This window comes from Chromobacterium sp. CCUG 76385, assembly GCF_059916625.1.
Genome location: NZ_JAUCGU010000039.1, coordinates 1 through 11,959 on the forward strand (window position 1 = coordinate 1; position 11,959 = coordinate 11,959).

The window sequence follows — 11,959 nt, forward strand, 5'->3', positions numbered from 1 at the left end:
CGTCGGACTGTGCGCCTTGCTTCCGGCCCAAATCGGCGCAAACGCGATCCACTCACCAAACGTCAACAGCCCCTAGCTTCCAGCGCGATGCCCGCCGCGCGCAATTCGCCTTTCAGCGCGTCCACCCATGCGCCCAGCTCCGTCGGCGGGCGTCGGGGTCCGCACCAGCCCATGTCGCGCCAGCTGCCGCAAGCATCCAGCGTGATGGCGTCCGGCAAACTGGGCGCGGCCCGGGCGGCGCAGTCGGCGGCCCTTTGCAATTGCAGCGGCGTCACCTCGCCCAGGAAGGCCAGCGTCAGATGCAGCTGGCGGGCAGGCAGGGGACGGCCGCCGCCCAGCCGCTGCAGCCAGCGCTGCCAGGCTTGCAGCGTGGCCAGGCACGCTGGCGGCGGCAGACAGGCGAGGAAAGCTCTCAATCGCCCGGATCCAGCAGCGCCTGGCGCCGCTTGACGAAGCCGCGCGCCCGCTCGTTGTTCTGCGGCAGCCAGTCCAGCAGCTCGTCCAGCGAGTCCATTTCCCAGCCCTTGGGCTGGCCGGCTTCGCGCCGGTTTTCCGCGATGCGCAGCAGCATGGCGCAGCCGTAGTGGCCCAGCCGGCTGTTCAGGGTGCGCATCGCTTCGCGGTGCAGCATGCGCGCCGCTTGCTCCAGCTCGCCCTGGTTGGCTTGCGCCAATGCGGCGCGGCTATGCTCTTGCAACTCGGCGTAGGCCTGGGCGATAGCCTCGCCGCAGGCCGGCTGCGCCTGGGCGATCTCCTGCAGCGTGCCCAGTTCGTGGCGGCCATCGGCAAAGCGCAGGCCGATCAGCCGCGCCCATTGCGGCGCCTGTTCGCCGCCTTCGCTCGGCGCCAGTTGGACCGCTGCGGACAGGAAGCGCTGCGCGCTGTTGAAGTCCACTTCCGGCGCCAGCAGCCATTGCGCTGCCTCCCGCAGCTGCTCCAGCGCCTGGGCCGGCCGTTGCTGCGCCAGCGCCGTCAGCGCGCGGCAGACGGCCATGGTCAGCGGGCCGCCGGCCAGTTCTTCCTGACGGGCGGCGATGTCGCTTTGCAGCCGGTCCAGTTGCTGGGTCTGGCCGCTGACGCAGCGCGCTTGCAGCAGATCGACCATCGCGTCGGGTCCGAAGAAGCTGTTGTTGCGGCCGATATCGACCGCTCTTTGCAGCGGCTCCACCGCGCGTGTCGCGTCGCCGCTGCGCAACAGCGCGGTGCCAAAGCAGTGCAGGCGCTGGAAATTGCGCGGCGACAACGCCACGGCTTTTTCCAGCACGGTGGAGGCCTGGGCGTAGTCGCCGTCGTCGACCAGATTTTGCGCCAGCAGGTCATACGCTTCGGTGTAGCGCGGCGCGGCGGCGAGGACCTGGTCCAGCAGCGCGCTGGAGCCGGCGCCATCGCCCTGCTCCGCCAGAATGCGCGCCACGCCCATCTTGGCCCAGGGCAGATCGGCTTGCGCCAGCACGGCGCGGTACAGCTCCAGCGCCGCCTCGTACTGGCCCTCGCTCGTTTGCAGCTCGCCGCAGAGCCGCAGCGCGTCCAGCCGCTGCTGGCGGCTCTGCGCCTGCTGCGCCAGGTCCAGCAGCGTCTGGATCGCCTGCTCCGCCCTGCCCTTGTCGAGCAGCTTGTGCGCCGGCGTCAGCCAGGCCTTGCGCCGCGCCGCGGCCTCCAGCCGGTCCAGCAGCTGCTGGGCGGTGAACGGCTTGAGCACGTAGTCGTCCGGGGTCATTTCAGCGGCGCTCATCACCTGGCCGTAGTGGCGCTCGCCTGTGATCATCACCCACAGGGTGGATAGCGACAGCGCGCCGGTCTTGCGCATCGCCTCCAGCAGCTCCTGGCCGTTCATGCCGTGACCCAGGTTGTAGTCGCACAGCACGACGTCGTAACGGCGGCCGCGCAGCCGGCCTTGCGCGTCGGAAGCGTTGCTGGCGGTTTCGGTCTGGGTGACGCCGGCCATGGCCAGGATGGCGCGCATGCCCTGCGCCATGGTGAGGGCGTCTTCGACGATCAGGACCGTGGTGTTTTCATCGAATGCCATATTGGGTCTCGCGACTGCGCTGTTGGGATGGCGGATAGGCCGCATAAGCGCGGCCGGGGCATGGGTTCAGTTTAGGCGCTGCTTGTCCTCATTTGAGCCGACGCTCACTCCAGGTCCGGGTTCAGCGCCTGGTGGCGCTTGACGAAGCCGCGCACCCGGTCGTTTTCTTGCGGCAGCCAATGCAGCAGCTGTTGCACTTGTTTTTCCTCTTCGGGGAACGGCTGCTTGGCCTTGCTGCGGGTTTCGCAGGTGCGCAGCAGCAGCGCGCAGGCGTTCATGCTGATCCGTTCGTTCAAGGTTTTCTGCGACAGCAGGTACAGCATGGCGGCAGCCTCTTCCAGCATGCCGTTGCTGGCCAGCTCCACCGCCTTGTTGCTCTCGATCTGCAGCGTGTCGTAGGCGGTCTGGATGGCTTCGTGGCAGGCAGGATGCTTGTGGGCGATTTCCAGCAGCGTGCCCAGCTCGTGGCGGCCGTCGGCGAAGCGCAGGCCTATGCTGTGCGCCCATTGCGGCGGCAGCTCGCCGCTCTGTTCCGGCGGCAGTCGCACCGCGGCGGAGAGAAAGCGCTGGGCGCAGGAAAAATCGGTCTCGCGGGCGCGCAGCGACTCGGCCACCGCTTGCAGCTGCGCCAGCGCGTCGGCCGGGCGGCTTTGCGCCAGCGCGGTCATGGCGCGGCAGACCGCCATCGTCATCTGGCCGCCGGGCAACTCGTCCACCCGGCCGGCGATTTCGGCTTGCAGCCGGTCCAATTGCTGGGTCTGGCCGCTTTCGCTGAAGGCCTGCAGCAGGTCCACCAGTATGTCCGGGCCGAAGAAGTTGTTGTTGCGGCCGATTTCCACCGCGCGCTGCAGGTAGTCGGCGGCCTTGGCCGGATCGCCGCAGCGCAGCAGCGCGGTGCCGCAGCTCTTGAGGCGGTGGAAATTGCGCGGCGAGATGGCCACCGCCTTTTCCAGCACCACGGCGGCGGTCTGGTATTGGCCGTCGTCGATCAGATTCTGCGCCAACAGGTCGTAGGCGTCGGTGTAGCGCGGCGCGTCGGCGATGATCTCGCGCAGCAGCGCGTTGGATTCCTGGGTTTCGCCCTGTTCGGCGACGATGCGCGCCACGCCCATCTTGGCCCAGGGGATCACCCGCATGCTCAGCAGTTCCTGGTAGATGGTCAGCGCCTCGCTCTGGCGGCCCTCGTTGACCAACAGCTCGGCCGCCAGCCGCTGGGCATCGAGCCGGTATTGCGGATTTTGCGCTTCGCGCGCCAGCTGCCGCAGAACCTGGATCGCCTGGTCCGGCTTGCCCTGCATCACCAGTTTGTGGGCCGGCGCCAGGAAAATCTTGCGCTGGTGGGCCAGGTTCATCCGGTCCAGCAGCATCTGCGACGCGAACGGCTTCAAAATATAGTCGTCCGGCGCCATTTCGGCGGCGGCCACCACCCGCTCGTAGTGGCGCTCGCCGGTAATCATGATCCAGATGGTGGAGATCGGCAGGTTGCCGCCCTTGCGCATCGCTTCCAGCAGCTCCTGGCCATCCATGCCTTCGCCCAGGTTGTAGTCGCACAGCACGACGTCGTAGTTCTTGCCGCGCAGTCGGTTGCGCGCTTCGCTGGCGTTGCTGACGGCCTCCGAGCGCGTGATGCCGGCGGTGGACAGCATGCTGCGCAGGCTCTGGCGCACGGTGTGGGAGTCTTCGATGATCAGGACAGTGGTGTTGTTATCAAGAGGCATGGTGAATAACGGCGTTGCGCCGGGTCAAACGATATCCAGGTGGTCTATGCCTTCCAGCGGGTCCCGATTGCGGGCGTTTTCGCTGTACAGCTTGATTCTCAGGCGCAGGTCATTGATGGAGTCCGCGTTGCGCAGCGCGTCCTCGTAGCTGATCAGATCGGCCTCGTACAGTTCGAACAGCGATTGGTCGAAGGTCTGCATGCCGGCTTCGCGCGAGCGCGCCATCACCTCCTTCAGGCTGGCGATCTCGCCCTTGAAGATCATGTCCGATACCAGCGGGCTGTTGAGCAGGATTTCCACCGCCGCCACTCGGCCGGTGCCGCCCTTGTGCGGCACCAGCCGCTGCGAAACGATGGCGCGCATGTTCAGCGACAGGTCCATCAGCACCTGCTGGTGGCGCTCTTCCGGGAAGAAGTTGAGGATGCGGTCCAGCGCCTGGTTGGCGTTGTTGGCGTGCATGGTGGCCAGGCACAGGTGGCCGGTCTCGGCGAACTGCAGGCCGTAGTTCATTGTTTCGCGGTCGCGGATCTCGCCCATCAGGATGACGTCGGGCGCCTGGCGCAGCGTGTTCTTCAGCGCGATTTCCCAGCTTTCGGTATCGACGCCGATCTCGCGCTGGGTGACGATGGACTTCTTGTGCGTGTGCACGTATTCGATCGGATCCTCCACCGTGATGATGTGATCCTGATTGGTGCTGTTGCGCCAGTCCACCAGCGCGGCCAGCGAGGTGGATTTGCCGGAGCCGGTGCCACCGACGAAGATCACCAGCCCGCGCTTGATCAGCGCGACATCCTTCAGCACCTCGGGCAGGTTCAACTGGTCGAGATTGGGGATTTCGGTGTTGATCTTGCGCAGCACCATGCCCACCATGCCCTGCTGCACGAAGGCGCTGACGCGGAAGCGGCCGATGCCCGGCGGATTGATGGCGAAATTGGCTTCTTTTTTGGACTCGAATTCCTCGGTCTGGCGGTCGTTCATCACCGAACGCACCAGCTCCTTGCTCTGCTGCGCCGACAAGGGCTGCGGCGCCACCGGGGTGATCTTGCCGTCTATCTTCATCGCCGGCGGAAATTCCGGCGAGATGAAGACGTCCGAGGCGTTTTTGCCGATCGCGTGTTTCAGCAGATCGTGGATGAATTTGGAGGCCTGGTCTTTTTCCATGGCGGCGTATCCTGCTTGGCTGCTTCCAGTTTAGCCCGCGGCCGCTGGCGGCTGCGGGGGATTTTGACCGGGGTGCGGTTGCGCGTCCGGCTTCAGAACGCGTCCTTGTTGCTGGCCTTGGCGCGGGCTTCGACGGGCGAGACCACGTTGCGCCGGACCAGATCGGCCAGACACTGGTCCAGCGTCTGCATGCCGTGCTGCTGGCCGGTCTGGATCATCGAATTGATCTGCGCGATCTTGTTCTCGCGGATCAGGTTGCGGATGGCCGGCGTGCCCATCATGATCTCATGCGCCGCCACCCGGCCCTGGCCGTCCTTGGTTTTCAACAGCGTCTGCGCGATCACCGCCCGCACGGATTCCGACAGCATGGAGCGCACCATTTCCTTTTCCCCGGCCGGGAACACGTCGACGATACGGTCTATGGTCTTGGCGGCGCTGCTGGTGTGCAAGGTGCCGAACACCAGGTGGCCGGTTTCGGCCGCGGTCAGCGCCAGCCTGATCGTTTCCAGATCGCGCAATTCGCCCACCAGAATCACGTCCGGGTCTTCGCGCAGCGCGCTCTTCAGCGCATTGGCGAAGCTGTGGGTCTGCAGGCCCAGCTCGCGCTGGTTGATCAGGCTTTTTTTGCTTTCGTGGACGAATTCGATCGGGTCTTCCACAGTAAGAATGTGCGAAAACTCGTTTTCGTTGACATAGTCTATCATCGCGGCCAGCGTGGTCGACTTGCCGGAGCCGGTGGGGCCGGTCACCAGCACCAGGCCGCGCGGCAAGGAGGCGATCTCCTGGAAGATTCTCGGCGCCGCCAGCTGCTCCAGCGTCAGCACCTTGCTGGGAATCACCCGGAACACCGAGGCCATGCCGCGGTTCTGGATGAAAGAGTTGACCCGGAAGCGGGCGATGCCGGGCAGCTCGAACGAGAAGTCGCACTCGTAGGTGTCTTCGAAAATCTTCCGCTGATAATCGTTCATGATGTCGTACACCATGTCGTGCACGTCATGGTGGTCCATCGGCGGCAGGTTGATGCGGCGGATGTCGCCATTGACTCGGATCATGGGCGGCAGGCCGGCCGACAGGTGCAGGTCGGAGGCCTTGTTCTTGACGGTGAAAGCCAGCAGCTCGGAGATTTCCATATCGAGACCCGTTGCGAGATTGCGGACGCGCCTCCGTCCATGCGCGGGGACGGACAGGCGCGATTATCCGTGCATTCTCAAGCGTAGCGGGCAGCCGGCGCAACAAAATCGCGCGCCGCGCCGGGCGCGTGTGCCGAAAAACGCATCGGTCGCGCGTGGGGGCTTAGCCGCGCTGGCGCAGGCTGGCGCGCAAGCGGCTCAGGTCAAACGGTTTTTCCAGCCTTTCGTCGAACCAGGCGGCGCGCGGGTCGCTGTACTCTTCCGGGTAGGCGGTCATCGCGATCAGCCGCGCGGCGCGATTCAGACCGTCGCGCGCCTTGGACGCCACATCGTAGCCGCTGTCCGCGCCCAGCTGCATATCCAGCAGGACGACGCCGAAGGCCTGCTCCCGCAGCCGCCGACAGGCCTCCGCGGCCGTCGCGGCGGTGGTGACCGCGTAGCCATCCAGCGCCAGACAGTCGGCGAACGGTTCGCGGATATTAGGGTCGTCGTCCACCAGCAGAATGGTTTTGTCCGGCGCGGTTAGCGTCAGCTGGATCGGCAGCCGCACAGAGAACTCTGAACCCCGGCCCTCCTCGCTGCGCAGGGCGATTTCCCCACCCAGCAGCCGCACCAGCTCCTTGACGATGGCCAATCCCAGCCCGCTGCTGCCGGGCCGGCGCTGGCGGCCCTGGAAAAACGGCTGGAAGATGCGCGACTGCAGGTCGGCCGGCACACCGATGCCGGTGTCGGCGACGCGGACTTCCAGCACGGACAGGCCGTCCGTGGTTTCCACGCGCGCCGCCACCGTTACCGCGCCGTGGTCGGTGTAACGAATGGCGTTGGAGATCAGGTTGCCGACGATCTGGCGCAGCCGGCAGCCATCCAGCCGCGCCAGCGGCGGCAGGTCTTCCAGCGCCACGGTCAGCAACAGCCCCTTGCCTTCCAGCTGCACCCGGTAGGCGTCTATCGCCTCGTGCAGTATCTGGGCGAGGTCGACATCTTCCGGCTGCAGCCGGAACTGCATGTTGTGGATGGCGGAAATGTCCATGATGTCGCGCACCTGGGTCATCAAGTGCGCCATGCTGGACTTCAGCCGCGACAGCGCGGCATAGGTTTTGCTGCCGGACTCGATCTGCGGCTCGATCAGTTCGACGCAGACCTGCATCGTCTGCAGCGGCGAGCGGATTTCATGGCTGATGGTGGCGAGGAAGGTGGTGCGGTCCAGCTCGGCCGCCACCGTCGCCTGGTGTGCCGCGCGCTCCTGCTCCAACAGCGCCTGGTGCGAGGCGACGTCGCGGCGGGCGTTCTGGTAGCGATACAGCAGGCCGAGGATGACAATGCAGATGGCCACCCACAGCGCGAACCACAGCGACATCAGGTGCTGATTGCGCTCCTGCTCGCGGTTGCGCGCTTCGCGGGCGCCGACCTCGGCCACGCGCGACTGCACGGCGAACTCGGCCAGCGTCGGCCGCAGCTGGTCGATGGCGGCGACCAGCGCCGCGGCGTCGGCTGCTTGCGGGTGGCGTACGCGTTCGTCGTGGAAGAAGCGTTGCAGCTGCTCCGTCAGCGCAGCGAAACCGTTGATGCCGCTTAGTTGACTGCTGACCGGCGACGGCAGCAGGAAATCCAGCGTGCGGCTCTGGGCGATGGCCAGCCGAGTCTGCGCCTGGCTGGCGTCGATCTCGCCGCCGCGCAGCCGTTCCAGTTCCGCGCGCGAGCGTTCCAGCTCCACTTGCAGCTGCGCCACGCTCCAATACAGATCGTCGCCGTGCGGCGGCAGCGCGCGCACCGCGACGAAGCGTTCCGTCGCCAGGTAAATGCCGGAGGCGACGACGAACAACAGCATCAGAATGCTGGGAGAGGCGCCTTTCCAGGCGGCGCGGAACCGGCGGCCCATTTTCTCTTCTGGCGAGCGGCGGGATGTCGGCATCTCGGCCTCAGCGGATATCGATGCGGTTGACTTGCCAAACCAGTTTGGCGTCGAGCAGCGGGCCGCGCAGCTGGCTAGGCATATTGTCCAGCGGATAGATCAGCCACAGCGGTCCGCGCTCGGCAATGTCCATTTTCCGGCCGTCCCGTTCCCGCGCCAAAATCACGCCGTATTGGACCAGTTCCTTGGCGGCTATGGTGTAGGTGTAGTCATTCAGCGCCGTTAGTTTGACCTGGCCGCCGCTGGCGCCGACTTTTTGCAGAATATCCCGCAGCTGCGGGCCGGAAAATGTCGATTTTGGGGTCCAGCTGGTTTGCGTGACGATTTTATGCTGCGGCAAAGCCTGTAAATCCGCCTCGCTGAACTGATAGGTTTTCTGCTGCGGGTCGGTATAGCGGCTGATATGTCCGGAGACGGTCAGGATAATCGGATTCGATTGCGCCTGAACGGGGGAGAGAGCCAAGCGGCGAGCAACGAAATACCGATCAGTCTGATAATCATGGCGTGGATTCAGCGGAAACGGGGCAACCATCATACCGCAGATGGCTGGCTTTCAACATGCATCTGTAATATGTGGCTGATTGATATTATTTCTATTGAAACAAGATAGAATGCCGCAGCGCAGCGTTCACTGCCGCGGCCGATGGCTTGATGGGGTGTTCGATTGTGATCCGCGGCCGCTTTCCCTACAATCTTCGCGATAACGCAGTCGTCATCCGGCCACGGCCGGTATTCGCTCTCGGACCCCTATACATGACAGATTCCCTCTCATCCCGCTTGTCGCAGGTGCAGTCGCGGCTGCGCGCGGCGTGCGCGGCCGCTGGCCGCGCCGATGACGCGGTTGCCCTGCTCGCCGTCAGCAAGACTTTTCCCGCTGCCGATATCCGCGACCTCTTCGCCTTGGGCCAGCGCGCGTTTGGCGAAAACTACGTGCAGGAACTGCTGCAGAAATGCGAGGCGCTCGCCGACCTGGCGGTAGAATGGCACTTCATCGGTCCCCTGCAGTCGAACAAGACCCGCGTGGTCGCCGAGCGCGCGCACTGGGTGCATTCGGTAGACCGGCCGAAGATCGCCGAGCGTTTGTCGGCGCAACGGCCGGACGGGCTGCCGCCGCTGAACATATGCGTGCAGGTCAATGTTTCCGGCGAAGACAGCAAGAGCGGCTGCGCGCCGGAAGAGGCCTTGTCCCTGGCGCGCGCGGCGGCGGCGATGCCGAGGCTGAGGCTGCGCGGACTGATGTGCATTCCGGAGCCAACCGAGGACGCGGCCAAGCTGGCGGCCCAGTTCGCCGTTTTGCGGCGGCTGCGGGATCAACTGAACGCCGAGGGCCTGGCGCTGGACACCTTGTCGATGGGCATGTCGGCCGACCTGGAGCTGGCGGTGTCTGAAGGTGCCACGCTGGTGCGCGTGGGCTCGGCCATCTTCGGCAACAGACACTACAGCCATTGAGTTTATTGGCGCCGGCGCGGCCGGTGCCGCAACGCGTCCAGAGGACACCATGCAAATCACCTTCATCGGCGGCGGCAATATGGCCGGCGCCATCATAGGCGGGCTGGCCCGCCAGGGCGGCCACCGCATCCATGTGGTGGAGCATCAGCAAGACAAGTTGGACCAATTAGCGGCCGATTTCGGCTGCAGCGGCGGCCAGACGCTGCCGGAGGCCTTCTCCGCGGACGAGGTCGTGGTGCTGGCGGTCAAGCCGCAGCAACTGCGCGAATTGTGCCTGGAACTCGCGCCGCGGCTGAACGGCGCGCTGGTGGTGTCCATCGCCGCCGGCATCCGCCTGGTCGCGCTGCGGCGCTGGCTGGGCAGCGGGCGCATCGTGCGCGTGATGCCGAATACGCCGGCCATGGTGGGCAAGGGCGTATCCGGCCTGTATGCCGACGCCGCCATCGCCGCGGCGGACCGCCAGGCGGCCGAAACCGTCATGCGGGCCGCGGGCCTGACCGTGTGGCTGGACGACGAGACCGGCATCGACGATATTACCTGCGTCTCCGGCAGCGGCCCGGCCTATGTGTTCTACTTCATCGAAAGCATGATCGAGGCCGCGCTCAAGGCTGGCTTTGCCGAACCGCAGGCGCGCGAACTGGTGCTGGCCACCTTTGACGGCGCGGTGGAGCTGGCGCGGCAAAGCCCGCTGCCGGTGGCCACGCTGCGGCAGAACGTGATGTCCAAGGGCGGCACCACCGAACGCGCCATCGCGCGCTTCGAAGCCGAGGGTGTCAAGGCGGCCATCATCGCCGGCGCGATGGATTGCCGCGAGCGCTCGATCGAGATGGGTCAACAACTCAGCCAGGAGTAAACCGCAATCATGTTTTTCGATACGCTGCAGTTCCTGATCAAGACCCTGTCCGGCCTGTTCGTGCTGGTGTTGCTGCTGCGCTTCTACCTGCAGGTGGCGCGCGCGCCGTTCAAGCATCCCTTGTGCCAGTTCGTGATGGCCGCCACCAATTTCCTGGTGCTGCCGGCGCGCAAGCTGGTGCCGTCGGTGCGCAATTACGACACCGCCACCATGTTGCTGGCCTGGCTGGTATGCCTGCTGGCCAATATCCTGATGCTGCTCCTGGGCTCGCTGCCTGAGGTGTTCGCCTTCCCGCAGGTGTGGGTGGCGCTGGCGCTGCTGTCGCTGCTGGAGGTGTTCAAGCAGTCGCTGACCCTGCTGATGGGCGCGGTGATCGTGCAGGCGGTGATGAGCTGGATCAATCCGTACAACCCGATCGCGCCGGTGCTGGACAGCCTGACCCGGCCGTTCCTGCGGCCGTTCCGCCGCGCGGTGGTGGGCGGGGTGGACCTGTCGCCGCTGTTGCTGCTGCTGGTGATCCAGGTGATCATGATGCTGCCGGTGCGCATGCTGGAAACGGGTTTCTTGACCCAACTCAAAGTGGTCATCCAGTAAGACGGGTTATTTGTCATACTTTTGACAGCTGCCGGTCTTTGCCGGCGGCACCGTGAAACGATAGGGAGCATCAAGATGAAGAAGACCCTGCTCGCCGCCCTGCTGTTGGGCGCCGCCGCCGCGCCGGCCATGGCGAATATGCAACTGGCGCAGAAGTATGGCTGTACCGCCTGCCATGCCGTCGACAAGAAAATCGTCGGCCCGGCTTACAAGGACGTGGCCAAGAAATATGCCGGCCAGAAAGGCGCCGAAGCGGCGCTGGTGGCCAAGGTGAAGAACGGCGGCTCCGGCGTATGGGGCCCGATTCCTATGACCCCGCATCCGAATATTCCGGATGCCGACCTGAAAGCGCTGGTGAAGTGGGTATTGAGCCAGAAATAAATCCCTGGCGTGGATAGTGGCGATGCGAAACCGCAACGGTTTTTCTTCGCCAAAAAGGCGGCTCCGGCCGCCTTTGAACTTGTATGGGAATGACCGGTCGAAAACGACGTCCCTATTGATTTGAACTGAAATTCGGGCGGACTTGTTATTGATACCGGGCCGGGCTATAAAAAATGATAGCAGTCGAGAGTAATTATTGGGATTCAGGCTCAAGACAGTTGCGCAAATATTGGCCCGCCGGTAATCTTCTCCGCCTGTTGCCAACTCTATGCTGGAAGCACCAAACATGGCCAAGCTGACCGAACAGGATATCCTCAACTGGGAAGGCGATGACTACATGAACGCCGACCACCTTGAGTTTTTCAAGGACCGGTTGTTGCAGATGCAGCAGGAGTTGCTGGTAAACGCCAACGCTACCGCCAACCATCTGCAAGAACAGGAAGCCACGCCCGATCCGGCCGATCGCGCGACGCTGGAGGAAGAGTACGCCCTGGAGCTGCGCACCCGCGACCGCGAGCGCAAGCTGCTGCAAAAGATCCAGGCCTCCATCCGCCAGATCGAAGACGGTTCCTACGGTTTCTGCGAAGACACCGGCGAGCCGATCGGCCTGAAGCGCCTGATGGCGCGCCCCACCGCCACGCTGTCGGTGGAGGCCCAGGAGCGCCGTGAGCGCATGAAGCGCCAGTACGCCGACTGATCGCCATTCCTCCGTTTTGCGCCAAGCGCCGCCGCCTT

12 protein-coding genes are annotated in these 11,959 nt (G+C 64.9%); 5 read left to right on the plus strand and 7 right to left on the minus strand.

The window, feature by feature from the left end:
- Window positions 1-62: 62 nt before the first annotated feature.
- The 7 genes from QUG01_RS17950 to QUG01_RS17980 form a co-directional block, all read right to left on the minus strand.
- Window positions 63-416 carry a 2'-5' RNA ligase family protein gene (locus QUG01_RS17950; RefSeq protein ID WP_500831278.1) on the minus strand — a complete coding sequence of 118 codons (354 nt, stop codon included), beginning with the start codon at window positions 414-416 and terminating at the stop codon, window positions 63-65.
- The gene (locus QUG01_RS17955; RefSeq protein ID WP_500831279.1) at window positions 413-2,026 is read right to left on the minus strand and encodes a response regulator; all 1,614 of its coding nucleotides are present in this window, start codon (window positions 2,024-2,026) and stop codon (window positions 413-415) included. Before QUG01_RS17955 ends, QUG01_RS17950 begins: the two co-directional genes overlap by 4 nt.
- 104 nt (window positions 2,027-2,130) lie before the next feature.
- Entirely contained in the window at window positions 2,131-3,744 is a 1,614-nt protein-coding gene (locus QUG01_RS17960) for a response regulator (protein ID WP_500831280.1), read from the minus strand.
- 24 nt (window positions 3,745-3,768) lie between these two features.
- Complete coding sequence (locus QUG01_RS17965; protein ID WP_103317201.1) at window positions 3,769-4,905, minus strand: PilT/PilU family type 4a pilus ATPase; 1,137 nt, start codon at window positions 4,903-4,905, stop codon at window positions 3,769-3,771.
- Between the two features lie 92 nt (window positions 4,906-4,997).
- Window positions 4,998-6,035, minus strand: a complete 1,038-nt coding sequence (locus QUG01_RS17970; protein ID WP_103317203.1) for a type IV pilus twitching motility protein PilT — start codon at window positions 6,033-6,035, stop codon at window positions 4,998-5,000.
- A gap of 163 nt (window positions 6,036-6,198) precedes the next feature.
- Complete coding sequence (locus QUG01_RS17975) at window positions 6,199-7,914, minus strand: sensor histidine kinase (RefSeq protein ID WP_500831281.1); 1,716 nt, start codon at window positions 7,912-7,914, stop codon at window positions 6,199-6,201.
- A gap of 40 nt (window positions 7,915-7,954) precedes the next feature.
- Window positions 7,955-8,410 (minus strand): putative pterin-binding protein, encoded by a 456-nt coding sequence (locus tag QUG01_RS17980; RefSeq protein ID WP_500831282.1) that lies wholly within the window; start codon window positions 8,408-8,410, stop codon window positions 7,955-7,957.
- 290 nt (window positions 8,411-8,700) lie between these two features.
- On the opposite strand from QUG01_RS17980, the gene QUG01_RS17985 reads away from it, so the two are divergent.
- From QUG01_RS17985 to dksA, 5 genes are all read left to right on the plus strand, one after another.
- On the plus strand, window positions 8,701-9,396 hold the full coding sequence (locus tag QUG01_RS17985) for a YggS family pyridoxal phosphate-dependent enzyme (protein ID WP_500831283.1): 696 nt from the start codon (window positions 8,701-8,703) through the stop codon (window positions 9,394-9,396).
- A gap of 49 nt (window positions 9,397-9,445) precedes the next feature.
- Window positions 9,446-10,249, plus strand: a complete 804-nt coding sequence (gene proC, locus QUG01_RS17990; protein WP_500831284.1) for a pyrroline-5-carboxylate reductase — start codon at window positions 9,446-9,448, stop codon at window positions 10,247-10,249.
- 9 nt (window positions 10,250-10,258) lie between these two features.
- A complete protein-coding gene (locus QUG01_RS17995; protein WP_043627706.1) occupies window positions 10,259-10,843 on the plus strand; it encodes a YggT family protein in 585 nt (194 codons plus the stop codon).
- Between the two features lie 75 nt (window positions 10,844-10,918).
- Complete coding sequence (locus QUG01_RS18000) at window positions 10,919-11,224, plus strand: c-type cytochrome (RefSeq protein ID WP_103317213.1); 306 nt, start codon at window positions 10,919-10,921, stop codon at window positions 11,222-11,224.
- A 286-nt stretch (window positions 11,225-11,510) separates the two neighbouring features.
- A complete protein-coding gene (dksA, locus tag QUG01_RS18005) occupies window positions 11,511-11,921 on the plus strand; it encodes an RNA polymerase-binding protein DksA (protein ID WP_043627703.1) in 411 nt (136 codons plus the stop codon).
- Window positions 11,922-11,959: the final 38 nt, after the last annotated feature.

Bases quoted from the DNA above. Each gene is read 5' to 3' on its own strand.
- QUG01_RS17955 (WP_500831279.1), bottom strand. From the start codon at position 2,026: ATGGCATTCGATGAAAACACCACGGTCCTGATCGTCGAAGACGCCCTC.
- QUG01_RS17960 (WP_500831280.1), bottom strand. From the start codon at position 3,744: ATGCCTCTTGATAACAACACCACTGTCCTGATCATCGAAGACTCCCAC.
- QUG01_RS17965 (WP_103317201.1), bottom strand. From the start codon at position 4,905: ATGGAAAAAGACCAGGCCTCCAAATTCATCCACGATCTGCTGAAACAC.
- QUG01_RS17970 (WP_103317203.1), bottom strand. From the start codon at position 6,035: ATGGAAATCTCCGAGCTGCTGGCTTTCACCGTCAAGAACAAGGCCTCC.
- QUG01_RS17975 (WP_500831281.1), bottom strand. From the start codon at position 7,914: ATGGGCCGCCGGTTCCGCGCCGCCTGGAAAGGCGCCTCTCCCAGCATT.
- QUG01_RS17985 (WP_500831283.1), top strand. From the start codon at position 8,701: ATGACAGATTCCCTCTCATCCCGCTTGTCGCAGGTGCAGTCGCGGCTG.
- proC (WP_500831284.1), top strand. From the start codon at position 9,446: ATGCAAATCACCTTCATCGGCGGCGGCAATATGGCCGGCGCCATCATA.
- QUG01_RS17995 (WP_043627706.1), top strand. From the start codon at position 10,259: ATGTTTTTCGATACGCTGCAGTTCCTGATCAAGACCCTGTCCGGCCTG.
- QUG01_RS18000 (WP_103317213.1), top strand. From the start codon at position 10,919: ATGAAGAAGACCCTGCTCGCCGCCCTGCTGTTGGGCGCCGCCGCCGCG.
- dksA (WP_043627703.1), top strand. From the start codon at position 11,511: ATGGCCAAGCTGACCGAACAGGATATCCTCAACTGGGAAGGCGATGAC.